This window comes from Burkholderia sp. AU30198 (assembly GCF_020419825.1).
GTDB lineage: Bacteria > Pseudomonadota > Gammaproteobacteria > Burkholderiales > Burkholderiaceae > Burkholderia.
Window position 1 is genome coordinate 1 of the sequence record NZ_JAIZSA010000035.1, and the last position, 23,150, is coordinate 23,150.

At 65.8% G+C, this 23,150-nt stretch carries 27 protein-coding genes and 1 pseudogene; 16 read left to right on the plus strand and 12 right to left on the minus strand.

Going from position 1 to position 23,150, the window contains the following annotated elements; translation table 11 throughout:
• Positions 1 to 126 precede the first annotated feature (126 nt).
• Positions 127 to 1,677 carry a LuxR C-terminal-related transcriptional regulator gene (locus LGN19_RS38425; RefSeq protein ID WP_226220115.1) on the plus strand — a complete coding sequence of 517 codons (1,551 nt, stop codon included), beginning with the start codon at positions 127 to 129 and terminating at the stop codon, positions 1,675 to 1,677.
• 113 nt (positions 1,678 to 1,790) lie between these two features.
• Here the strand turns inward: LGN19_RS38425 and LGN19_RS38430 are convergent.
• From LGN19_RS38430 to LGN19_RS39700, 3 genes and pseudogenes are all read right to left on the minus strand, one after another.
• A pseudogene (locus LGN19_RS38430) lies at positions 1,791 to 1,964 on the minus strand (ISNCY family transposase); the annotation flags it as partial.
• Complete coding sequence (locus LGN19_RS38435; protein WP_226220133.1) at positions 1,960 to 2,127, minus strand: hypothetical protein; 168 nt, start codon at positions 2,125 to 2,127, stop codon at positions 1,960 to 1,962. The pseudogene LGN19_RS38430 and the gene LGN19_RS38435, both read right to left, overlap by 5 nt.
• 43 nt (positions 2,128 to 2,170) lie before the next feature.
• Positions 2,171 to 2,302: a hypothetical protein gene (locus LGN19_RS39700; RefSeq protein ID WP_264173367.1), complete on the minus strand. Its 132-nt coding sequence runs from the start codon at positions 2,300 to 2,302 to the stop codon at positions 2,171 to 2,173.
• A gap of 485 nt (positions 2,303 to 2,787) precedes the next feature.
• Between LGN19_RS39700 and rbsK the strand changes: the two genes are divergently transcribed.
• From rbsK to LGN19_RS38450, 3 genes are read left to right on the plus strand one after another with little or no spacing between them, the layout of a single operon-like run.
• Positions 2,788 to 3,714, plus strand: coding sequence for a ribokinase (gene rbsK / locus LGN19_RS38440; RefSeq protein WP_226220116.1), 927 nt, complete (start codon positions 2,788 to 2,790; stop codon positions 3,712 to 3,714).
• 41 nt (positions 3,715 to 3,755) lie between these two features.
• Complete coding sequence (gene fucP / locus LGN19_RS38445) at positions 3,756 to 5,129, plus strand: L-fucose:H+ symporter permease (RefSeq protein ID WP_226220117.1); 1,374 nt, start codon at positions 3,756 to 3,758, stop codon at positions 5,127 to 5,129.
• A 2-nt stretch (positions 5,130 to 5,131) separates the two neighbouring features.
• Entirely contained in the window at positions 5,132 to 6,184 is a 1,053-nt protein-coding gene (locus tag LGN19_RS38450; RefSeq protein WP_226220118.1) for an aldose 1-epimerase family protein, read from the plus strand.
• A 22-nt stretch (positions 6,185 to 6,206) separates the two neighbouring features.
• Here LGN19_RS38450 and deoR read toward each other — a convergent pair whose 3' ends face one another.
• A complete protein-coding gene (gene deoR, locus LGN19_RS38455; protein ID WP_122950476.1) occupies positions 6,207 to 6,977 on the minus strand; it encodes a DNA-binding transcriptional repressor DeoR in 771 nt (256 codons plus the stop codon).
• Between the two features lie 146 nt (positions 6,978 to 7,123).
• On the opposite strand from deoR, the gene deoC reads away from it, so the two are divergent.
• The 6 genes from deoC (at position 7,124) to LGN19_RS38485 (ending at position 11,108) form a co-directional block, all read left to right on the plus strand.
• Positions 7,124 to 7,804 (plus strand): deoxyribose-phosphate aldolase, encoded by a 681-nt coding sequence (gene deoC / locus LGN19_RS38460; protein ID WP_226220119.1) that lies wholly within the window; start codon positions 7,124 to 7,126, stop codon positions 7,802 to 7,804.
• A 96-nt stretch (positions 7,805 to 7,900) separates the two neighbouring features.
• A complete protein-coding gene (locus LGN19_RS38465) occupies positions 7,901 to 8,425 on the plus strand; it encodes a DUF3592 domain-containing protein (RefSeq protein ID WP_226220120.1) in 525 nt (174 codons plus the stop codon).
• A 36-nt stretch (positions 8,426 to 8,461) separates the two neighbouring features.
• A complete protein-coding gene (locus LGN19_RS38470) occupies positions 8,462 to 9,181 on the plus strand; it encodes a hypothetical protein (RefSeq protein WP_226220121.1) in 720 nt (239 codons plus the stop codon).
• A 50-nt stretch (positions 9,182 to 9,231) separates the two neighbouring features.
• Positions 9,232 to 10,059: a hypothetical protein gene (locus LGN19_RS38475; protein WP_226220122.1), complete on the plus strand. Its 828-nt coding sequence runs from the start codon at positions 9,232 to 9,234 to the stop codon at positions 10,057 to 10,059.
• A gap of 101 nt (positions 10,060 to 10,160) precedes the next feature.
• Positions 10,161 to 10,661: a hypothetical protein gene (locus LGN19_RS38480; RefSeq protein WP_226220123.1), complete on the plus strand. Its 501-nt coding sequence runs from the start codon at positions 10,161 to 10,163 to the stop codon at positions 10,659 to 10,661.
• 81 nt (positions 10,662 to 10,742) lie between these two features.
• Positions 10,743 to 11,108: a hypothetical protein gene (locus LGN19_RS38485; RefSeq protein WP_175220745.1), complete on the plus strand. Its 366-nt coding sequence runs from the start codon at positions 10,743 to 10,745 to the stop codon at positions 11,106 to 11,108.
• A gap of 80 nt (positions 11,109 to 11,188) precedes the next feature.
• On the opposite strand, the gene LGN19_RS38490 is transcribed toward LGN19_RS38485, so the two are convergent.
• On the minus strand, positions 11,189 to 12,100 hold the full coding sequence (locus LGN19_RS38490; protein WP_175220747.1) for a LysR family transcriptional regulator: 912 nt from the start codon (positions 12,098 to 12,100) through the stop codon (positions 11,189 to 11,191).
• Positions 12,101 to 12,243: 143 nt separating this feature from the next.
• Here LGN19_RS38490 and LGN19_RS38495 point away from each other — a divergent pair, with 143 nt between their 5' ends.
• The 3 genes from LGN19_RS38495 (at position 12,244) to LGN19_RS38505 (ending at position 14,720) form a co-directional block, all read left to right on the plus strand.
• Positions 12,244 to 13,461, plus strand: a complete 1,218-nt coding sequence (locus LGN19_RS38495) for an MFS transporter (protein ID WP_226220124.1) — start codon at positions 12,244 to 12,246, stop codon at positions 13,459 to 13,461.
• A gap of 13 nt (positions 13,462 to 13,474) precedes the next feature.
• Positions 13,475 to 13,777, plus strand: coding sequence for an ArsR/SmtB family transcription factor (locus tag LGN19_RS38500; protein ID WP_122950466.1), 303 nt, complete (start codon positions 13,475 to 13,477; stop codon positions 13,775 to 13,777).
• 76 nt (positions 13,778 to 13,853) lie between these two features.
• Positions 13,854 to 14,720, plus strand: coding sequence for a DUF2071 domain-containing protein (locus tag LGN19_RS38505; protein WP_319000682.1), 867 nt, complete (start codon positions 13,854 to 13,856; stop codon positions 14,718 to 14,720).
• 8 nt (positions 14,721 to 14,728) lie between these two features.
• Here LGN19_RS38505 and LGN19_RS38510 read toward each other — a convergent pair whose 3' ends face one another.
• Both LGN19_RS38510 and LGN19_RS38515 read right to left on the minus strand, forming a co-directional pair.
• Positions 14,729 to 15,679, minus strand: coding sequence for an ATP-binding protein (locus LGN19_RS38510; RefSeq protein ID WP_226220130.1), 951 nt, complete (start codon positions 15,677 to 15,679; stop codon positions 14,729 to 14,731).
• Between the two features lie 26 nt (positions 15,680 to 15,705).
• On the minus strand, positions 15,706 to 16,614 hold the full coding sequence (locus LGN19_RS38515) for a DMT family transporter (protein ID WP_226220126.1): 909 nt from the start codon (positions 16,612 to 16,614) through the stop codon (positions 15,706 to 15,708).
• Between the two features lie 91 nt (positions 16,615 to 16,705).
• On the opposite strand from LGN19_RS38515, the gene LGN19_RS38520 reads away from it, so the two are divergent.
• Together LGN19_RS38520 and LGN19_RS38525 are read left to right on the plus strand one after the other, a co-directional pair.
• A complete protein-coding gene (locus LGN19_RS38520; RefSeq protein WP_043188626.1) occupies positions 16,706 to 17,506 on the plus strand; it encodes an AraC family transcriptional regulator in 801 nt (266 codons plus the stop codon).
• Between the two features lie 66 nt (positions 17,507 to 17,572).
• Entirely contained in the window at positions 17,573 to 18,688 is a 1,116-nt protein-coding gene (locus tag LGN19_RS38525; RefSeq protein ID WP_226220127.1) for a hypothetical protein, read from the plus strand.
• A gap of 9 nt (positions 18,689 to 18,697) precedes the next feature.
• Here LGN19_RS38525 and LGN19_RS38530 read toward each other — a convergent pair whose 3' ends face one another.
• Together LGN19_RS38530 and LGN19_RS38535 are read right to left on the minus strand one after the other, a co-directional pair.
• Entirely contained in the window at positions 18,698 to 19,183 is a 486-nt protein-coding gene (locus LGN19_RS38530; protein WP_089454277.1) for a DUF1772 domain-containing protein, read from the minus strand.
• The gene (locus LGN19_RS38535) at positions 19,180 to 20,010 is read right to left on the minus strand and encodes an NmrA family transcriptional regulator (protein WP_226220128.1); all 831 of its coding nucleotides are present in this window, start codon (positions 20,008 to 20,010) and stop codon (positions 19,180 to 19,182) included. The genes LGN19_RS38530 and LGN19_RS38535 overlap by 4 nt, the downstream gene beginning before the upstream one ends.
• A 101-nt stretch (positions 20,011 to 20,111) precedes the next feature.
• Here LGN19_RS38535 and LGN19_RS38540 point away from each other — a divergent pair, with 101 nt between their 5' ends.
• Positions 20,112 to 20,777, plus strand: coding sequence for a TetR family transcriptional regulator (locus LGN19_RS38540; protein WP_226220129.1), 666 nt, complete (start codon positions 20,112 to 20,114; stop codon positions 20,775 to 20,777).
• Positions 20,778 to 20,839: 62 nt separating this feature from the next.
• Here the strand turns inward: LGN19_RS38540 and LGN19_RS38545 are convergent, their stop codons facing one another.
• From LGN19_RS38545 to LGN19_RS38555, 3 genes are all read right to left on the minus strand, one after another.
• A complete protein-coding gene (locus tag LGN19_RS38545) occupies positions 20,840 to 21,694 on the minus strand; it encodes a 3-hydroxybutyryl-CoA dehydrogenase (protein WP_089429495.1) in 855 nt (284 codons plus the stop codon).
• A 38-nt stretch (positions 21,695 to 21,732) separates the two neighbouring features.
• A complete protein-coding gene (bktB, locus tag LGN19_RS38550) occupies positions 21,733 to 22,926 on the minus strand; it encodes a beta-ketothiolase BktB (protein WP_122950454.1) in 1,194 nt (397 codons plus the stop codon).
• A 48-nt stretch (positions 22,927 to 22,974) separates the two neighbouring features.
• Positions 22,975 to 23,150 (minus strand): 4Fe-4S dicluster domain-containing protein (locus LGN19_RS38555; protein WP_226220132.1); only part of this gene is annotated, 176 nt, incomplete at its 5' end.

A 23,150-nucleotide genomic window follows, 5' to 3' on the forward strand; every position in this document is an offset into this window, starting at 1 on the left:
ATCTACAACTGCGAGCGGCCACATGCCGCCCTCAAATACAAAACGCCCGATGCGGTGCATCGGGCGTTTAGCGGGTGAACACTGTCAACCTATTCCAGGACTTGACAGGGAAAGCTTCTGTCGCTCATGGCGTGGGTCAAGCAGATTCCGGAGTGCGTGCTCAATGAATACCCGACGACACAGCTCATTCGCGCCTGGAACTTGACGCTCGAATGGCGATTCGACGAGGCCGGATGCGTTCTGAACTCGGTACTCAAATGCATTCGCGAGTCAGTCGAGAAAGACTCGCTCGCGCCTGAAGCTGCCACGCGGCTTTACCAGATTTACCAGCATCGAAAAATGATGCTTGCGCACTTTGCCGATGACATGCGCACTGTAGAACGAATGTGCTCTGACCTGCTCGTAGATTTCCCGGACGATGACCCCTATCTTCGCGGCAGCGTCGAGTTGTGTCTTCTTTGCGCACAGCGTGAGTTGTATCACCTCGACGCGGTCGATCGCCTCGACATGGCAGCCCGTAGTTTTTTCAAGCGCGCCAACAGCCAGTTCGTGCTCGTCTGGCATGAAAGCATATTGGGACCCGCCCTGATTCAACGCGGCGATGTTGCAAAAGCCGCGAGTGGATACCGATCTGCGATTGACATTGCACACGGTATCGCCGGGCATGCCAGCCCATTGGGTGCGATGCCCGCGGTCCTGCTTGCCGAACTGTTGATGGATTGTGGCGAATACGATGCCGCAAGGTCCCAATGGGATCAATATCTGCCGCTTTGCAACGAACTGGGCCTCGTCGACCATCTCATTGCCGCATATGTCGGACGTGCAAGACTGGCCTCGGTATACCAAGAAAACGAGACAGCCGAATCATTGCTGGCGCACGCTACACGATTTGCCTCGGCGAAATCCTTCGACCGTCTTTTCTGGAACGCGACGGCAGAAAGAATCAGGCGGGCAGTACAAAGCAATGACGTCGATAGCGCGCAGCGGATTGCCAATGAAGCAAAACTGCCTCGCGATGCAGCATCTCTCTACCCCTCAGATCAAACGACGACGAAAACCGAGGCGATGGCTATCGCCTGGATCAGGCTGGCTTTGGCGCGAGGCTTCGCAAAGGAGGCCGAGGCACTGGCAAAGCGGTGGATCGCGTTCGCGCTGCCCCGTTCCTGCCTGCGTACCGAGATTCGCATGCGCATTCTGGTTGCTGCGTCGAAGCTGGCCTCTGCGGATACTCGTGGAGCGAAGAGAGCATTGATCGACGCACTTGCGCATGCGGCGCCACGGAGAATTGTCCTGCCGTTCCTCGAAGAAGGTGACGCAGTCAAGCAGGCGCTCGCCGCGATCTTTAACATCCCGGAAAATATTCAGTCCGACGTCGAGTTTTCCGGCGCACTTCTGCAGGCTTATGCAGCAGGACCGGAGAGTGTCTTGCTGCGTCCAAGTGCAGCGGGACAACAGGCAGCGGCTCTACCACCGACAACTGAGGGGCGGCTGTCACAACGGGAGATCAGTATTCTTGAATTCGTCTCGCAAGGTTTGCAAAACAAGGAGATCGCAGACCGGCTCGGCCTGGCCGAAGGGTCAGTCAAATGGTACATGCAGCAGATCTACGCAAAACTTGGTGTTAGACGGCGATTGAATGCGTATCAGAGGGCGAAAGCGTTAGGTTTAATCCGATAGTTCTCGGCGCCCTGCCCACAAAATGACGAATAGGTCCAACGTCTCCCCGTCTTCAGTAGCACCGGGCGGTAGAGTCCGGGGGTAATGCAACTCGTTCTCCGTCAGCTTCCTGGCGTAGGATGCACACGCTCCACCCAGCCCTTTGCCGAACTGCTGTTCGTGCAGAACGTGTCGATGTTCAACTCGTACATCGCGCAGCCGAACGGTGTCGCGCGATTGCCAGTCTTGCCCTGTCTCGAGACGCGGAGCACGCTGGCCTTGTGGCTGTAGAACGCACCGGGCTTACCGACTGGTCGTCGGTGCCGTTGCCTGATCCACCTCGCGCGGCTCCTCGCCGAGGCGATCCCGTTCAAGCAATTGCTGCTCGGCGCCCAGACGTTCATCCAGTGGCAGCGGCTGAACACCGAGCCAGGCACACCGCTTCTTGCCAACAGATCGCTGGTGGGACATCGCGCAATCAGATGTGCAATCAGGACTGTGTGAATCCCGCTCTTCAGTCGCGTGCGTTGCCGAACCAGGTGTGAGCGGCGCGAGATTTGCGGTGCAACGCCAGCATGCGGTCGTCTGGCATCCCCACCTCCGGCAGAAAACCGCTCGCATATAACTGCGCCAGCGCGGCTGGCATCGATCTTGTCCGTCTTGACGCGCGTATCGGTACGGTCGGCATCAGCAAGAGATCGCACGAGTAGAAAGCTTTATGAAATGAAGTCACCTTCGCTCGCCACCTCGCTCTCGCGTCAGCTTAAATTTAGAAATACTTATCAAATTACCTTATGCGATGACCGCTGCACTCCCCTGATTACGCTCAAGCCCACCTAACGTAGTGGCGTAGATAACACCGTCATATCAACCAGTTACATCGACTCATCGCATCGTGAGATGTGAGGTGCAACCTTTTTGGTTCATTCCCGCCCCCTTCTCCCAAGTGCGATCTTTTTTGTATGTCGACAGTTGCCTTCGAGAAAGCGCCGCATCCGCACCGATCGCCGAAAGTAACCCCCATAACGTCATATGATTGCATTTTCACATTTTATGTGATTTTATTGTCACATCTTGCACACCGCCGCCGACCACGCGCGCGGCGCACCCCATACCAAGGAAGAGACGCAGATGGAGACAATCGCCGTCATCGGCAGCAACATGGTCGACCTCGTGACCTATGTCGCCCGCATGCCCGCCCGGGGCGAAACGCTCGAAGCGCCGAATTTCGAGCTCGGCTGCGGCGGCAAGGGGGCGAACCAGGCCGTCGCGGCCGCCCGCCTCGGCGCGCGCGTCGTGATGGTCACGAAGGTCGGCGACGACGTCTTCGCGGACAACACGATCCGCAACTTCGAGCGCGAAGGCATCGACACCACGCACGTGCGCAAGGTCGCCGGCGTGCCGAGCGGCGTCGCGCCGATCTTCGTCGAACCAGATTCGAGCAACAGCATCCTGATCGTCAAGGGCGCTAACCGCCATCTGACGCCGGCCGACATCGACGCGGCCGCACCGCAGCTCGCCGAATGCGCATTGATCGTGCTGCAGCTCGAGATCGAGCTCGACACCGTCTATCACGCGATCGACTTCGGCGCGCGGCACGGCATCCCCGTACTGCTGAACCCCGCGCCCGCGGTGGCCGATCTCGATTTCGAGCGGATCCGCACCGTCGAATTCTTCGTGCCGAACGAAACCGAGCTCGCGATCGTGTCGGGCCTGCCGGTCGATTCGCACGACACCGCGGCGCGCGCCGCCGAAGCGCTGGTCGCGCGCGGGCTGAAGCAGGTGCTCGTCACGCTCGGCAGCAACGGTTCGCTGCTGGTATCGCGCGACGGCGTGCGGCACGTGCCGGGCGTACCGGTCGACGCGCGCGACACGACGGGCGCCGGCGACGCGTATATCGGCTGCTTCGCACGCTGCTACGCGGCGTCGCGCGACGCGCTCGACGCGATGCGCTACGCGTCCGCGTACGCCGCGCATTCGGTCACGGGCCTCGGCACGCAGAAGTCTTACGCCGACACCGCGACGTTCGAACGCTTCCTCCGCGACGCCGGCATCTGATCGGCGCCTTCATCGACGAGACAATTGGGAAGGAGACACCCATGGGCCGAGCCAGAATCGAACACACCCCCGACGGCTATTACCTGAACCGCACGCCGCTCTTCGCATTCACGCTGCTGTGCTGCCTGTTCGCGCTGTGGGGCACCGCCGCGAACCTGAACGACGTGCTGATCGCGCAGTTCAAGAAATCGTTCTTCCTGTCCGATTTCGAATCGGCGTTCGTGCAGTCCGCGTTCTATCTCGGCTACTTCTTCCTCGCGATTCCCGCCGCGACCGTCGTGAAGAAGTTCAGCTACAAGACGACGATCCTCGTCGGCCTGCTGCTCTACACGACCGGCTGCCTGCTGTTCTTCCCGGCCGCGTCGATGGCGAAATACGGGATGTTCCTCGTCGCGCTGTTCGTGATCGCGGCCGGCCTGTCGTTCCTCGAAACCGCGTCGAACTCGTATTCGACGCTGATGGGCCCGCGCGAAACCAGCACGCGGCGGCTGAACATCTCGCAGACGTTCTATCCGTTCGGCGCAATGGCCGGCGTCTACATGGGCAGCTTCCTGATCTTCAAGGAAGGCGATGCGTCGCATGCGCAGCTCGCCGCGATGTCGGCGGCCGAAGCCCACGTGCACCAGCTCGCGATGATCCAGGCCACGCTCGAGCCATACAAATGGCTGATCGTCGTGCTCGTCGCCGTGTTCATCGTGTTTGCGCTCACCCCCTACCCGGCCTGCAAGGGCAACGGCCCCGGCGTGGCCACGCACCGGATCGACGCGCGCGGCACGCTGGCGCGCCTGTTCGGCAACCGGCGCTTCGTCGCGGGGATCGTCGCGCAGTTCCTGTATGTCGGCGCGCAGGTCGGCGTGTGGAGCTTCACGATCCGGCTCGCGATGCAGATCGGCGGCCTCACCGAGCGCGGCGCGTCGCACTACCTGCTCGCGACGTTCTTCGCGTTCTTCGTCGGCAAGCTCGTCGCGACGCTCGTGATGAAGCGCGTCGGCCCGGCCAAGGTGCTGATGGTCTACGGCATCCTGTGCATCGTGCTGCTCGCGTACACGATCAGCGTGCACAACATCACGGCCGTCTATGCGGCCGTGGGCGTGAGCGTGTTCCTCGGCCCGTGCTGGCCGACGATCTACGGCCTGACGATCGACGGGCTCGGCAAGGACACCGAGTACGGCGGCTCGATCCTCGTGATGAGCATCGTCGGCGGCGCGGTCGTGCCGCTGATCCAGGGGCTGATCTCCGATCACACCGGCGGCAACATGCAGCTCGCGTTCGTCGTGCCGCTCGCGTGCTTCGTCGTGATCGTCTACTACGGCTTCTACTGCCTGCGCCACCTGCCGGCCGCGACGCCCGACGCAGCCGCCGACGGCAACGCGCCCGCGCGCTACGCCGCCACGCGCAACACGTCGGGAGCGTAAGCATGCAAGGCGAAATCGAACTGCGCCGCGACGACTTCCGCGACACGCCGCGCACGCTGTACCGCACCGACGGCCTGACCGTCACCGCGTTCGCGTATCCGTCCGGCGTCGAGGCGCTGAAGCTCGAGAACCGCCGCGGCCACGTCGTCGTGCTGCCGTATCTCGGCCAGATGATCTGGGCCGCCGCGTTCGACGGCCGCGACCTGACGATGAAGAACATGTTCCGCCAGCCGAAGCGCGTGGCATCGATCATCGATACCTACGGCTGCTTCATGTTCCACAGCGGGCTGCTGCGCAACGGCTGCCCGGGGCCGGGCGACACGCATGCGCTGCACGGCGAGATGCCGTGCGCGCCGATGGATCGCGCAAGCCTGATCGTCGGCGCGGATGCACGCGGCGCGTTCGTCGAGGTGACCGGCGAATACGAATACGTGCAGGGTTTCGGCAGCCACTATGTGGCGCGCCCGTCGGTACGGCTCGCCGAGCACGACGCGCAGATGACGATCGCGATGGACGTGACGAATCTCGGCGGCACGCCGATGGACCTGATGTACATGGCGCACCTGAACTACGCGTACGTGCCGGGCGGTCGCTTCGTGCAAGCGTTGTCTAAAGGCGGGTTACGGCTGCGTGACAGCGTGCCCGCTCACGTGAAGCCGACCGCCGCGTGGCGCGACTACACGGCCACGCTCACGCGCGAACCGGAACGGCTTCACACGCTCGATGCGCCCGCGCTGTACGACCCGGAGATCGTGTTCTTCATGAACGACGTGGCAACGGATGCAAGCGGCGTCGCGCATTTCGTGCTCGAGCACCCGGATGGCGGCGCATTCCACACCGCATACCGCCCCGAGCAATTCCCGCACGCGACGCGCTGGATCCTGCACAACGCGGACCAGCAGGTCGCCGCGTTCGCGCTACCGTCGACCTGCGAGCCGGAAGGGTATGAAGCCGAACGCCGCAAGGGCCATGTCGCGGCACTCGCGCCGGGCGCGACGCGCCGCTTCGAAGTCGTCACCGGCTACCTGAGCGCGGCGGAAGCCCGCGATGCGTGAAGCGATGCGCGGCCGCGCGGCGTCAGGTCACGAGCGCGATCCCGTGTTCGCGGATCGCCGTTTCGTAGCGGCGGCTCAGCTGCCCGTCCGAGATCACGTAGTTGAAGTCGGTCAGCTCGGCGAAATAGGCCGCGCGCACTTCGTCGAACTTCGTGTGGTCGACGAGCAGGAAGCGGTTCTGCGCGCGCTCCATCACCTTCTTCTTCGCGTCGACCTCGTGGAAGTTGAAGCAGGTCACGCCGCAGCGGTCGCTCACGCCGGCCGCGGAGATGAACGCCTTCGACACGCGCACCGTGTCGAGGATGCCCGTCTCGGCCACCGACTCGAACACCATGTTCTTGCGGTGGTACGCGCCGCCGCACAGGATCACGCTGCAATGCGGCTTCTGCTGCAGCTTCGCGAACACGTTCAGCGAATTGCAGACCGCGGTGAATTCGAGGTCGTCCGGAATGAAATCGACGACGAACGGCGTGGTCGAGCCGCAGTCGACGAAGATCGTATCGCCGGTCGTCACGAACTGCGCGGCCAGCTTGCCGATGCGGCGCTTCTCCTCCGTCTGCCGGTTGTTCTCGGCGCTGACCACGTACTCGCCGATGTCGCTGCGCTGCGCGGCGAAGTGGCGCGTCACGTAGCCGCCGATCAGGCTCAAGCCGTGCGGGTTGTCGGCGAGATCGCGGCGGATCGTCATCTCGGACACGCCGAACAGCTCGGCCACTTCCTTCAGATGAATCGCGTTCTGCCCTTGCAGCACGTTCATCAGTGTCTTGATCCGTTCGCCCTTCTTCGTTTCCATGCCAGTATCCTGCGTACCCGTCGCATCCGTCGCTTGTCGTGCCGGGCGCGCGGGCCCGGCTGGAATGTCGTATTTGTAACAAACCGATGTGAAAACATCAACTTTACGTGTGCCCTTCCGGCGCACGATCCGTGGAGTCCTGAAACATGCCGCTTTCCAACGCCCAACTCGCTCAAACCATCGATCACACGCTGCTCGCGCCCGACGCGAGCGACGCGCAGATCCGCGAACTCTGCCGCCAGGCGGCCGAGCATCGCTTCTACTCGGTCTGCGTGAATTCGGCGAACGTGCCGCTCGCCGCGCGCGAGCTGGCCAGCACCGGCGTGCTCGTGTGCGCGGTGGTCGGTTTTCCGCTCGGCGCGGGGCTGTCGGCCGCGAAGGCCTTCGAGGCGTCGGCCGCGATCGCGGCCGGAGCCGGCGAGATCGACATGGTGATCAACATCGGCGCGCTGAAGAGCGGCCGCGCCGACGACGTGAAGGCCGATATCGAAGCCGTGCACCGCGCATGCGGCGCGGTGCCGCTCAAGGTGATCCTCGAAACAGGGCTGCTGACCGATGACGAGAAGGTGCGCGTGTGCGAGATGTGCCGCGATCTCGGCGTCGCGTTCGTGAAGACGTCGACCGGGTTCGGCCACGGCGGCGCAACGCTCGCGGATGTCGCGCTGATGCGCCGCACGGTCGGCCCCGTGCTCGGCGTGAAGGCATCGGGCGGCGTGCGCGATCGCGCGGCCGCGCTGGCGATGATCGAGGCCGGCGCGACGCGGCTCGGCACGAGTTCGGGGGTGGCGATCGTTACCGATCAGGGGGCGAGCGAGTCGGCGTATTGACGGACGCTCCAGGCCGCCGGCGGATTCCCGGACGCAGCCACAGTGGTACGCTTGGCGCTCCCGCGTGCCGGTTCGCGCGCCTCCTTCGTCCTTCCGATGAGAACGCTCTCCGTCTGGTTGAGATCCGGCCTCCTGCTCGCGATCGGCATCGCGGTCGTGCTGTGGGGCGGCTTCACGTTGGCCGATGGCGTGATCCTGCGGCGCGCGCAGGCATGGCCGCACGTGCCGGCGACCATCGAGCAATGCGCGGCAACGCTGCAATACGGCCGGCACTCCGCTTATTGGGAAGTCAGTGCGCGGTTCCGCTACGGAGATGGACGCGAATATGTCACCACGTGGCAGCCCGCCGATGGCCTGACCGACGAGCACGATCCAACGCCTGCCCGCACCGACGCGCAGACGGCCGCCTATTGCGGCGCAGCCGCGCAGGACGGGCTGCGCGTGTCGCCCGAATTTCCCGGCATCGCGCGCCTCAACGGCGCCGCGATGTCGGACGAATGGGAGTTCAGGCTGATACTGGGTACGGCGCTGCTGCTGGTCGGACTGGTCAACGGCTTTACCGGCTTCTGGCTGCTGCGGCACGGCGACCCGCCACCGCGTCGCCTGTTTTCGCGAGAGTAGCGCGGCGGTCGATGCGTGCGGCTCCTCGACGGTCCGATGAAAACGCGCTTCTTCCGGTCGAGCACCGGCATCCTGCTCACGACGGGTAAAAACGACATGAACGTCTCAACACGCAATCTGAACGCGCTCCCCGACATCGCCGGCCTGATGCGCCTGACGCAGTCGCTGGCGATCCTTGATGCTGTCCTGTCGCAGGAGTGGGAATACCGGTACTACTCGTTCAACCAGGCATGGGCAGACGGGGAGAAGATGGCGTCGATGCGCAACGGCTCCGGGGACCAGTGGTTTGCGATCTTCTCCGCCGCGGGTGCCGCCCTCCACGGCGTGCTGCGCGAGGCGCCGATGTACCGGCCGGGCCCCCCCCGGCCCGCCATCTTCAGCGGCCTGCCCGAAGCATTTCACGCCAACCTGCTGCACGAACCGGCATTCACCACCCGGGACAGCACGTTCTGCATCTGGCGCCTGGCCCATGAAGCGCGCTGGTCCTGCGGGCCGGTCGAATCGTCCACGGCTGAAGACCCGGATGGCTCCGCCCAGTTGCTCGGCATACTTGCCGGACGGCCCGAGCAGTACGTCGAATTCGCCGCCGACTATTACGAGTGCGACATCGATCCGCGCGACGTTGCGGCCATATATCGCCACGAACCGCTTGACGCCGGGCTCGTCCGGCGACTCAATCCCGAATGCGATTTCGCGTCCCTCGACGACGATCTCGCCGAGATCGGCTATCCGCGCTCCGCCGCGGACGGTCGCTAGCGCAGGACAACCGCCGCAGCGGGAAATCTTCCCGTCGACAGGGAGCCAGCATGGCCAATCGATCCTATCTCTATAGCCTCGGCAACCGGCCGACATCGTATGAAGATCGTCCCGAGACGATTTCCGGGCTGTCGGAATGGGCGTACGACGTGCCTTTCATGTATCGGTTGCTGATGTCGTGCGACCCGCGGCCCTGCGCTTCGTTGATCTCGGATGGGCTCGATGGCTCGAAGATGCCGCTCCATGCGATCAGCAGCCCGTTCGCCCCCGGATTCGAGCGAGCCAGGAATTTTGTAGCGATCCTGAGAGTATTGGTCGAATCGCACGCGACACCCCCACCTGCCGCTCCGGCGGCAGCCCCCCCGGGATCGACACTCGTGGACCGGATGCGGCGCTGGGTGGGCCTGACGCCCGCGTCAGCGGCGTCCGGACTCGTACCCGGGCCGACACCGGCAGCGACACCTGCCGCGGTCGAGCATTTGCCCGAGTGGCTGGACGAGACCATCGCATTTCTCGAGCAGCATCGCGACCAGTACCTGCTGCTCGAAACCATCGAACTCGACCTGATGTCCGAAAGCGATCCGGACGCATTGCGCGCACTCGTCGACGCGGAGATCGTCCGCTGCCGTCACGTCGGCGCGGCCTTCGAAGCGTTGCCGAACGACATCACGGAGGCAGCAGGCGTCCTGCAACGCGCGGCCGTCGAACGGCGCCCCACGCCGCTCGACGCCTTTTTCGGCCTGCGTTTCGACGACAACTGCGACAGCACGCGTACCGGTGCCACCGAACATCCGCTGGGTCTCGAATGGCACGATGCGCTTTACTTCGAGCTGTTCAATCGAGTGCAATTCGATGCTCACCAGCGCGAATCGAACTGACGCCCCGGTTGCCGTTCTGCGGAAGTATTCGATGCCGACAACAGCCGGATGGGCGCGCGCGGGCGACACCGTATCCAACGCATGCAGACCATCAGATACCGATGAAACCCTTACTCATTCTCTTGTTGTGGATGGCTGCATTCGGACCCGCTCACGCCGACGACACGCATGCGGATCGGTGGTCGGGCACCTATGCACTGTTCCCCTGGGATCAGGACAGCCAGCATTTCGTCGACCGCGCAGTCGACACGTTGACCATCGAGAAAGCGAATGACGCCGACGCTGCGCGCCTGCCATCGATGTATGGGTCCGATCTATCGCGCTGGTCGCTGTCGTCTCACGCCGATGAAGCGCATCAAAAGCAGTCTCTGCGCCGATTCCTGGCTGACGACGAGACGGACGAATACCGGGAGTTCCGCTGGAGCAGCCTTCACGCGCAAGGAAAGATCGAGTGTATCGACGGCGGAAACTTCTTCATCTGTCAGACCGCACCTGACAGGGTGGTCGATGTGTGGGATATGAAATTTCGGACAACCAGCGGAATTTTTGGTGTTGTTCTTCACGGCGGACTGTTTGAGTTGCGGCGAGCCGGCATGAAGTGAGGATCGGTCAAGCCACCCGATCGCTTATGACAAAATGCACGGACGGCGCGTACCGCCGGTTACACCAGGAAAGCAAATCTCATGAAGATCGTGGCGTGTCTCCTGGCAGCGGGCATCGCCCTGACTGCCGTTTTACCGTCGATCGCTGCGGCGACGCCTTCGACAAAGCCGACGGAGGTCACCGGCGTCCTCACGGGTGGAGGCGGTATCGACGATATGAGTATCGTGATCCGCACTGACAGCGGCCGTCGCATCGACGTGTATTGCGTACAGATGTGCGGCACCGACTGGTTCGTCGAGATCGGTGACGCGATGAAGTTGAAAAAGGCCCTGGTGGGGCGACGGGTCAGTCTCCGCTACGCGACTGAAATCAACAACGATCGAGTGGCGGGCCCGGGGCGCAACGAAGCGATCGATGTGGTCAAGAGCGTACGTCTGCTGCGCTAACCCCTGCTGGCGGCACGCCCGTGCCGCGTGTCGATCGTGTCGATAGCGCTGACGTGCCGCCCGCCGCCTGTGCCGGACCGTCAGCCGCCATCGGCCAGCCCCGCGATCCGTTCGCGCAGCCGTGGCGCAACGAAATCGAGAAACGCACGCAGCTTCAGCGGCATCGGCGCCTGCCCCTTGTGCACCAGGCTGACCGGTAGCGGCTGCGATTCGAACCTGTCGAGCACCACGTCCAGCGTGCGATCGCGCAGCGCCTGCGCAACCTGGTACGACAGCACGCGGATCAGCCCGACGCCGAGCACCGCGGCATCGATGGCCGCCTCGGCCGTATTCACCGCGAAGCGCGAGTGCACGGGCACCGTCAGCTCGCCCTTCTCGCCGTCGAACACCCACGCACGGCGCGACGCCAGCACTTCGAACGTGATGCATTGATGCCGCGCCAGATCGGCCGGTTCGGCGGGGGTGCCATGCGCCGCCAGATAGGCCGGGCTTGCGCAGATCACGCGGCGCACGCTGCCGACGCGGGTCGCCATGAAGCTGCTGTCAGGCAACTCGCCGATTCGCAGTGCGACGTCGATCTGCTCTTCCATCAGGTGGGTGACGCGATCGGTCAGCACCAGCCGCACGTCGATCTCGGGATACTGCGCGAGAAACGCAGCCACCACCGGCACGACATGCAGGCGCCCGAACACGATCGGCGCGGTGACGATCAGCTCGCCACGCGGCGCCGCGTATTCGCCGGTGGCGGCGCGCTCGGTTTCCGCGATGTCGTCGAGGATCCGCCGGCAACCGGCGACGTAGGACTCGCCCGCCTCGGTCAACGACAGTTGCCGCGTCGTGCGATGCAGCAGCCGCGTATTCAGGTAGGACTCGAGCTCGGCGACCTTGCGGCTCACGGTCGCCAGCGGAATGCCGAGCTGGCGCGCGGCGGCCGACATGCTGCCGGCATCGATCACCGCCACCAGCAGGGACATCGACTCGAGGCGGTTCATATTGCCTCTCAATTTTCGGAAAGATGATTCCAGATTCTGGTGGATTATCTTTTCCAGTGCAAGGCAGTACGCTCCTTTCACCTCATCCCGCCGGCCGCCTCTGCTGCCTGCGGTGACGGATCGCCATGAGAAAGGAGCCTGCCATGAACGAATTCCCTGTCGCATCGGGCATGCCGCCCATCGCGTCGCCTGCCGCCACACCGCCCGCCACCGCGACGCGCGGCAAGATCGTCGCGATGGCCGCCATCGCCGGCGCGGTCGTGACCAACATCTATTGCACGCAACCGATCCTGCCGCTGATCGCGCAGGATCTGCAGGTCGCCCCGGCGACCGCCGACCTCGTGGCCGGCGCGGCGCTGCTCGGCTTCGCCACCGGGCTGGCGCTGCTGCTGCCGCTCGGCGACCGCTACGACCGGCGCAAGCTGGTGCTGGGCCAGATCGTGCTGGCCTTCGGGTTCGCGGTGGCATCCGCGCTCGCGCCGGGGGTCTGGGCGCTGATCGGCGCCGCGTTCGGGCTCGGCGTGGTCAGTTGCGTGCCCCAGCAACTGGTGCCGTTCGCGGCCGTGATGTCGGCGCCCGCCGAACGCGGACGCAATGTCGGCGCGGTCGTCACCGGGATCATGGTCGGCATCCTGCTCGGCCGCGCGGTCAGCGGCCTGATCGCCGCGCATGCCGGCTGGCGCGCGGTGTACGGTGCCGAGGCTGCCGCGATGGTGCCGGTGGGCATCGCCGCCGCGTGGCTGCTGCCGCGCGGCGTGCCGAGCACCAAGCTGTCGTATGGCCGGCTGCTCGCATCGCTCTGGACACTGGCGCGCGCGCATCGCCCGATCCGCGAATCGATGGCCGTGCAGGCGCTGCTGTGGGCCGCGTTCAATGCGTTCTGGGTCAATCTCGCGGCACTGCTCGCCGACGGCCCGTGGCATCTCGGCAGCGCATGGGCCGGTGGCTTCGGCATCATCGGCGCGGCAGGCGCGCTGGCCGCCACGATCGGCGGCCGGGCGTCGGACCGGATCGGCACGCGGCGCGTGATCGGCCTGGGCATCGCAATCGTTACGACCTCCTACCTGATCCTCGCCGGCGCCGGCAGTTCGCTCGCGTTGCTTGTGATCGGCGTGGTGGTGCTCGACATCGGTGTGCAGGCCGGTCTGGTCGCGAACCAGACCCGCGCGTTCGCCGCCGACCCGAAGGCGCAGGGCCGCATCAACAGCCTCTACATGACCGCGACCTTCGTCGGCGGCGCGCTCGGCGCAATCGTCAGCGGCGCGCTGATGGCCCGCTTCGGCTGGCACGGCGTGGTCGCGTTCGGCATCGCGGCCGGGCTCGCCGCCGCGCTCGTGCATCGCTGCGGCGAGCGGCGCTGAGCCGGCGCGCGTCATGATCGACGTCGACCTCGCTCACAAGGCGCTTGCGCATCCGTTTCGGCGGAATGTGCTGCGCTGGCTGAAGTCGCCCGATACGTTGTTACCGGACGCCGCGCGCCTCCGCTCGCCACACGGCGTGCCGCTTTCGTCGATCGTGACACGCAGCGGACTATCGCAATCGACCGTGTCGGCGCACGTCGCCGTGCTGTGCGAGGCCGGCCTGATTGTCGCGACGCAGGTCGGCCAGTGGCGCTTCGTCGCCCGCGACGACGCGGGCATCGCGGCATTCGTCGCGCAGGTCATCCACGACCTCTGACCGGCACAGGCGGACACTGACAGTTCCGACAGGGGAGCTGCAACACCGCTTCCACCCGCTCCGCGTCACCGGCACAATGCCGCTCATGCTCCATGACAACGCGTTTGTTTACCCGTCCGCCGGCCCCGTCGGCCGCCTCGCCAACCGGCTCGTCGCGAGCCGCCCGCTGCTGCGCACACGCCGCGCGCTGCTGTCGCGCCTGCCGTTCCTGCAACTCGCGAGCGAGGTCGAGAACGTCGTGTACTGCACGTGGCTCGTCGATGTCGCCGCCGTCGCCCATCTGGTGCCGCGCGGCGTCACGCTCGCGAGCCGCGACGGCCGCACGCCGTTCACGATCCTCACCTATGCGCACCGCCATTTCGGCCCGCGTATCGCGGGCCCGCTGCGACGCGCGTTCCCGTCGCCGCTGCAAAGCAACTGGCGGCTCTACGTCGATGCGCTGCCGGGCGGCGTGCCGGCCGATCGTACGGCGCTGTTCGTGAAGAACGTGTTCGATCATCCGCTCTATGCGCTCGGCAGCCGGCTCTTCAGCGACGCGCTGCCGTCGCATCTCGCCGAGCGCTTCACGCACTCTGTGCAGGATGGACACTATCGAACGCTGCTGTCCGGCGGTACAGGGAGCGCGCCCGATTTCCACTGCTCGGCGACCGTGTCGGACGACTACACGCTACCTGCGGCGTTCACGCCGTTCTTCGGAAGCTGGCGCGACGCCGTCGCGTACCTGTCGCTGCAGCACGCGGCCGTCGCGCATGTCGCGGACTGCGACGGCCTCGCCCATGCGTCGATCGACCTGCCGATCGACATCGACGCCGTTCGGCCGCTGAAGCCGGTCGAGCCGGTCAGCGGCGGCGAGTTCCTCGCGCGCATCGGCGCGACCGGTGAACCGATGTGCTTCGTTGTGCCGGATGTCGCGTTCCGGGTGTTGTCGGAACGGGTGTTGTAGCGCCCTGCTCAACCCGTGCGCCACGCGTGCGCGTGTTCGCTCCCGTCGCCCTCGTCCGCCAGCCGCCCCGCGTAATCCCGCACGAACTGCGCGGCGATCCGCCCCGACCGCGCACCGCGTTCCAGCGCCCACTGCAGCGCCGGTTCACGCGCCGCGCGGATCTGCGCCGCATCGAACCCGGCCTCGCCAAGCCGGCTTTCGACAACGGCCAGATAATCGTCCTGCGTGAACCCGTAGAACGTCACCCAGATCCCGAAGCGCTCGGACAGCGAGATCTTCTCCTCCACCGCGTCGCCCGGATGCAGCTCGCCGTTCTCCGCACGCGACACGTTCGCGTTGTCGCTCGTTTGCTCGGGCATCAGGTGGCGGCGATTCGACGTCGCGTACACGAGCACGTTCGACAGGTCGCTCGCGACCGAGCCGTCGAGTACCGTCTTCAGTTCCTTGTAACCAGTCTCGCCCGCCTCGAACGACAGGTCGTCGCAGAACACGATGTACCGTTCGGGCCGCGCGCGCACCAGCTCGACGATCGCCGGCAGATCGCCCAGCCGCTCCTTGCCGACCTCGACCAGCCGCAGCCCGTGCGGCGCAAATGCATGCAGGCACGCCTTCACGATCGACGACTTGCCGGTGCCGCGCGCGCCGGTCAACAGCACGTGATTGGCCGCGAACCCGCGCACGAACTGCCGCGTGTTCCGTTCGACGATCGCCACCTGACGGTCGACGTTACGCAGCGCATCGAAAGCGATCAGTGCGGGTGCTGCGATCGGTTCGAGCGGCGCGGTCCGCGGCCCGCCGTCGAAACCGCGCCAGCGGAATGCGACGGCCGCGTCGAAATCGACGGGCGCCGCCGGCTGGCCGGTGCCCGCAAGCGCTTCGAGCGCGGTCGCGATCCGTTCGAGCTGATGCGCGAGCGTCGGCCCCTCCACGGATGCGCGCCCGCCCGGCAGCGCGGCCATCAGGTTCTGCAAGTCGCGATCGCCGCTCATTGCCGCACCCCTTGCGACGCACTCGCCTGAAACGGAAACCGCTGCGCGATCGCCACGCCGACGAGCGCCACGCCGCCGCCGATCAGGTGATACAGCCGCAACGATTCGCCGAGCAGCACGATCGCGCCGCCGGCCGTCATCACCGGCAGCAGGTTCATGAACATCGCGCAACGGCTCGGACCGAGCAGCCGCACACCCTGCATCCACAAATACGGCAGCACCACCGACGCCAGCACGCCGGCATACAGGATCAGCGGCACGCTCGCACGCGTCGGCCACGCCGCCTGCGCGGGCAATCGCAGCAGCATCGGCACCATGAAGACGAGCGCGGCGAGCGCCTGCACATAGGTCGACTGCCACGCCGGCAGCGCACCGATGCGCCAGCGCTTGAGTAGCACGCCGTACAGCGCATACGCCGCCGACGCGGCCAGCATCAGCAGGTCGCCCGTGTGCACGCCGCGCGCGGCGATCGTCGTCGGATGCCCCTCGGCGATCAGGTAGACGACGCCCGCGAGCGACAGCACCCCGCCGCCGACCATGCCGGTGCTAGGCGGATCGCCGAGCAACAGCGAGCTGAGTGCCATCGTCATCAGCGGCACGAGCGCGGTGATGATCGCCATGTTGGTCGCGCTGGTCGTTTTCGCGGCCTCGTAGGACAGGCTCTGGAACAGCGCCATCGCGAGAAAGCCGAGCACTGCGAGCTGCGGCAGGTGCGCGACGAGCGCCGCGCGATTGCGCCACGCGGGACGCAACGTGAACACGCTCATCAGCGCGACGGCGAGCAGCAGCCGGTAGAACGTGATCGCCGACGGGTCGATCGTCGACGCCGACAGCTTCGACACGACCACGTTGCCGGCCCACAGCGCGATCGCGCAAAAGGGAAACAGAAAAGGAGACTTGTTCATCGCATTTGACGGATTAATATCCGTGACAGGGGTCTGGCGTGGATCGGAACGCCATCGTGCCCGTCCGCCCAACTGCCTGTCTCACGCCAAAATGTCACGACTTGTCGCCAATCGGACACTCGAGTCCACTCCGCCCGGCGCACACCTGCGCTACGAATCGACGCCGATGCCCGTATCCGCGATGGCGGCGACGTACGCGCACGGCACGTCGATCGCGCCGCACCGCCATCGCCGCGCGCAACTGCTTTATGCGATCGAGGGCGTAATGCACGTGCAATCCGAAGGCGCGTCGTGGGTCGTGCCGCCGACACGCGGCGTGTGGCTCGAAGCCGGGCTCGACCACACGGTCCAGATGAGCGGCGACGTGCAGATGCGCACCGTGTTCGTCGAGCCGGGCGCGGTCGAGCACCTGCCCGCGCGGAGCTGCGTCGTGGAAGTACACCCGCTGCTGCGCGAGCTGATCCTCGCCGCGGTCGACGTGCCGCTCGACTATGCGCCGGGCTCGCGCCACGACCACCTGATGCACCTGCTGCTTGCCGAGGTGACGGTCGCGCCGCTGCTGCCGCTGTACCTGCCATGGCCGCACGACGCGCGCCTGCGGACGATCTGCGACACGCTCGTCGCCGCGCCCGACGACACGCGCACGATTGCAGAATGGGGCGACCTGCTCGGCCTGTCGGTCCGTACGCTGCATCGCGCGTTCCAGCGCGAGACGGGGCTCAGCTTCCGCCGCTGGCGTGAACAGGCGCGGCTGCTGCTCGCGCTCAAGCGTCTCGCGCACGGCGAGAAGGTGCTGACCGTCGCGATGGATCACGGCTACAACAGCCAGAGCGCGTTTTCCGCGATGTTCAAGCGGCACTTCGGCGTGTCGCCGTCGGCGTTCTACACGTAGAGCGTGGTCGTATGTGCCGCGCGTGTCATGCGCGGCACGCACGCCGCTAGCGATAGAATCGCGCTCATGAATCCAATCAGCCCGCACCGTTTGCCAGCTTCGACGCACGAATCCCGTACCGTCAATACGCTCACGTGGGAACACGCGCCGATCGTCGATACCTGCGCCGTTCAGGCCGACTACGGCCATCTGCTCGTGTTGACCGCGGACGGCTCGCTGCACGGCGTCGATCTCGATACGGGGCACCGCACCGCGCTCTGTTCGCTACCGTTGCCGCCACTCCCGCCTCCTACAGGTCACACCGCGTTCGGCACGGCCGCTTATCGCCTGCACGCGTCGCCTGACGGCCAATACGCGGCGATCGTGACCGACTACGGGCGGCACGGCCTCGTCATCGACGTCGCAACCGGCGCGCCGACGATGCAACTCGACGGCGGCGACTACTACGCACATACCGTCCCGTTCAGTGCGTGTTTCCTTCGCCATCGCGATCGCACGATCTTCGTGCATCGCACCGCCTGGAACCGGCTCGACGCGGCCGACCCGGCTACCGGCGCATCGCTGACCGCGCGCGACATCGCGCCGTACGCCAACAACGACCGGCCCGCGCATTACCTCGACTACTTCCACGGACGGCTCGTGCCAAGCCCCGACGGCAGCCGGCTGTTCGATGACGGATGGGTCTGGCATCCCGTTTCGATCCCGCGTGCATGGTCGGTCGCCGCGTGGCTCGACGCCAATCCCTTCGAAAGCGAAGACGGCGCATCGGTGGTCAGCCTGACCCGGCGCGACGACTGGGACACGCCGGCCTGCTGGATCGACAACCGACATATCGCGTACTGGGGGCTCGCCGATTGGGACGAGGATGAATTCGCCGAAGCCGGGCAAGGCGCCGGCGTGCGCATCCTCGATGTGACCGAAGATCGGCAATCGAACGACCGGCGCATCCCGATGACGACCGAACCCGACCGGATCGGCGCCCTGTTCAGTGATGGCGCATCGCTATATGTCGCGACGCCCGACGGAACGACGATCTGGAGCATCGCCTCGGGTACGCCGCTCGGCGCGCTTCCGGGCTTCGTCGCTCAGCGGCACGATCCGGTACGCGGTTCGCTGATCGCATTCGATGCCGGCACGATCGCCGAGTACCGCTTGCCCGTACAGGCTGCGCGCACCGCGTAGCGCCCGCCCCTACCGCGCCGCAATCCCCACGATGAAGAACACGCACGCGGCTGCCGACGCCACCGTGCGCACGTGATTCCACATCGTCCAGTCGTGCACGTAGCGCGTCCACAGCGCCGCGCCATGCGCGGTCGACGGATCGGCCGCGGCAAGCGCATCGTTGAGCGGCACGTTGACGGCCATCGTCACCGCGAACATGCCGAACACGTACAGCGCGCCGCCCGCGACCACCGCCATCGCGCCCGGCTGGTCGCGATCGAGCAGCGCAAGCACGACCAGTGCAAGCGCCATCAGCGTCGTGACGAGGAACAGCGGCATGAACGGCGAACGCACGATATCGACGTTGATCGCGTTCATCGCGGCCACGCCGGCATGCGGCGCGATCCGTCCGAGCGACGTCATCACGAACGTCGAGAACGCGAAATACACGCCGGCCATCAGCCCGCAGCCGATGGCCGAACCCCACAGCAATGCGGCGGTTGCGAACGCGATCATGATCGTGCGCTCCACACGCCGGTCGCGGCCGCCGCGCGCGCATAGTCGGCGAAATCGCGTGCCGGCCGCCCGAGCGTCTCTTCGATGCCGTGCGTCACCGCGCTGTTGCGCCCGTCGAGCACCACGCCGAACAGATCGTCGAGCAGCGCGACGACCGGCTCCGGCACGCCGGCCTCGCGCAATCCGGCAACGAACGCATCGGCCGGAATCTCGCGATAGACGACCGGCCGGCCAGCAGCCCGCGCGATTTCGCCAACCGCTTCGGCAAAAGTCAGCGCGCGCGGGCCCGTGACCTCGATCACGCGGTTCGCGACACGCGCATCGGTGAGTGCGGCCACTGCGACGTCCGCGATGTCGTCCGCATCCACGAACGGCTCGCGCACCGCCCCGGCCGGCAACGCGACTTCGCCGGCCAGCACGCCGTCGATCAGGTAGCCCTCGGAGAAGTTCTGGTTGAACCAGCTCGCGCGCACCACGCCCCAGCCCACGCCCGACGCCTGCAACGCGGCCTCGGCGGCCTGCGCGCGGGGCTCGCCGCGCCCTGACAGCAGCACCACGCGCTCGACGCCGCATTCCCGCGCAAGCCGCGCGAATGCGGCGATCGCTTCCACCGCGCCTTCAACGGCCAGGTCGGGTTGATAGGTTACGTATGCGGCCGACACGCCGTCGAGTGCGGCAGGCCACGTCGCGGGCGCCGTCCAGTCGAAGCGGACGGCCGATGTGCGCGACACGGGCCGGGTCGCGATGCCGCGCGCGCGCAGCCGAGCATCGACGCGGGCGCCCGTCTTGCCCGAACCGCCGACGATGAGGATGGGAAGTGCCGACATGTGTGTCTCCTTCAGTTTCGATCACAAATGCGAGAATGTCTCGCGTTTCAAAAACACGATAGACTCTCGCATTTGAAAGATCAAGTTTTTCTGGAGGCGGTATGGGCCGGCAAAAATCGGGGCAGAACGACGAGCCCGAAGCGGCATCAGCAGACGCGCCTGCGCGCGCACGGCTCGTGCCGACGCAACAGCGCAGCCGCGAGCGGTTCGAGCGCATCCTCGCGTGCGCGTCGGAAGTGATGATCGAGAAAGGCTGCGACGCGTTCCGGATGAGTGACATCGTCGAACGCACGGGCATCTCGTTCGGTTCGCTGTATCAGTATTTTCCGGACAAGGCGGCCGTGATCGGCACGCTCGCGGAGCGCTACAACGAGGCCGGGCACGATTGCGTGCGGCGCGACCTGGCTGCGATGAAGACGCTCGACGACCTGCACGATACGCTGTGCCGCATTACCGACAGCTATTACCGGATGTTCGTCGACGAACCACTGATGCGTGATATCTGGCGAGCCACGCAGGCCGACCGCGCGCTGCAGGCACTCGATCGCGAGGACGGCGAGTTCCTGGCCGGGCTGTTTGCGGATGCGTTGGGAGAAGTGGCACCCGGCACCCCACATGCGCAACGGAGCGCATTCGCCGAGCTGATGATGATCCAGATCGCGGCGGCGGTGCGGCATGCGATCACGCTGCCGCCGAAGGCGGCGCGACAGATGCTTGCGATGTTCAAGCGGGGGTTGCCGCGGGATCTGGCGGTGCTCGACGCGTAGTCGCGCCGTTCAATGCGAGCGGCCGCCCGAAGGCGGCCGCTCGAAGTGGCAAGGCTTGCCGCTTACTTGCTGTAGTCGTACACCCCACGCCCCGTCTTGCGCCCGAGGCGCCCCGCCGTCACCATCTCGCGCAGCAGCGGGCACGCGCGATACTTCGGATCCCCGAAGTCCTTCACGAACACGTCCATCACCGCGAGGCACACGTCGAGACCGACGAGATCCGCCAGCGCGAGCGGCCCGATCGGATGGTTCGCACCCAGCTTCATCCCCGCATCGATCTCTTCCGCCGACGCGATCCCTTCAGCCAGCACGAAGAACGCCTCGTTGATCATCGGCACGAGGATCCGGTTCACGACGAAGCCCGGCGAATTGCGCACGCCGATCGGCGACTTGTCGAAACGCTCGGTCAGCTCGCGCACCGCCGACGCGGTCGCGTCGCTCGTCTGCAGCCCGCGGATGATTTCGACGAGCGGCATCAGCGGCACCGGGTTGAAGAAGTGCATGCCAACGAAGCGCGCAGGATCGGCGAGCGGCGCCGCAAGCGCGGTGATCGAGATCGACGACGTGTTGGTCGCGATGATCGCTTCGGGCCGCGCAACGGCCTCGATCTGCTTCAGGATGCGGCCCTTCAGCTCGACGTTCTCGGTCGCGGCTTCGATCACGATGTCGGCCGCTGCAAGCTTCGCGTAGTCGGTCGACGTCGTGATGCGCGCCAGCGCCGCATCGCGCGTGGCTGCGTCGAGCTTGTCCTTCGACACGAGCCGCTCGAGGCTGCCCTTCAGCGTCGCGATGCCCTTCTCGAGCGCGGCGTCGCTGACGTCGATCATCACGACATTGAGTCCCGCAACGGCGGCGGTTTGCGCAATGCCGTTACCCATGGTTCCGGCGCCCACGACGCCGACAATTTCGATGGCCATGAAATTTCCTGTGTGTTCGGGTGCTGAGCGTTCGATTATCAGATGTTCTCGAAGATCGCCGCAATCCCCTGGCCGCCGCCGATACACATCGTCACGAGCGCGTAACGCCCGCCGATGCGCTTCAGTTCGTACAGCGCCTTGACCGTGATCAATGCGCCCGTCGCGCCGATCGGATGGCCGAGCGAAATGCCCGAGCCGTTCGGGTTGACCTTCGCCGGATCGAGGCCGAGTTCCTGCGTGACCGCGCACGCCTGTGCCGCGAACGCCTCGTTCGCCTCGATCACGTCGAGATCGGTGATCTTCAGGCCCGCGCGTTCGAGCGCCTTCTGCGTGGCCGGCACGGGGCCGATACCCATGTACGCCGGATCGACACCCGCGTGTGCATACGCGACGAGGCGTGCGAGCGGCTTCACGCCCTGCGCGCGCGCAGCGTCGGCGCTCATCATCAGCACCGCTGCGGCCGCATCGTTGATGCCCGATGCATTGCCGGCCGTCACGGTGCCGTTCTCCTTCTTGAACACCGGGCGCAGCTTCGTGAAATCGTCCTCGCTCGCGTCGTGACGCACGTGCTCGTCGGTGTCGAACGCGACCTCGCCCTTCTTCGTACGGATCGAGATCGGCAGGATCTGATCCTTGAAGCGCCCTTCCGCGATCGCGCGCGCCGCGCGACGATGCGATTCGAGCGCCAGCGCATCCTGCGCGTCGCGCGAGATGCCGTACTTCGCCGCGACGTTCTCGGCCGTCACACCCATATGGATCGTCTGGAACGGGTCATGCAGCGCGCCGAGCATCATGTCGACGAGCTTGCCGTCGCCCATGCGCTGGCCGAAGCGCGCGGCCGGCACGGTGTACGGTGCGCGGCTCATGTTTTCCGAGCCGCCGCCGATCGCAACGTCGGCGTCGCCGAGCATGATCGTCTGCGCGGCCGACACGATCGCCTGCAGACCCGAACCGCACAGGCGGTTCACGGTCAGCGCGGGCGTGTGCTGCGCGACGCCACCGTCGATCGCCGCGACGCGTGCGATATACATGTCCTTCGGCTCGGTGTTCACGACGTGGCCGAACACGACATGCCCGACTGCATCGCCCGACACGTTCGCGCGCGACAGCACTTCGCGCACGACCTTCGCGCCGAGATCGGTCGGCGAGAAATCCTTCAGGCTGCCGCCGAAATCACCGATCGCGGTACGGACACCGCTCACCACCACGACTTCTTTCGCTGCATTGCTCATCGTCTCACTCCGGTTCGTTCGCGCCCGCAGGCGCGGGGATACGTTGCGTTACATGTTCGGGTAATTCGGCCCGCCACTGCCTTCCGGCGTGACCCATACGATGTTCTGCGTCGGGTCCTTGATGTCGCAGGTCTTGCAGTGCACGCAGTTCTGCGCGTTGATCACCAGGCGATCGCTGCCGTCGTCGTTCTTCACGAACTCGTACACGGCCGCCGGGCAGAAGC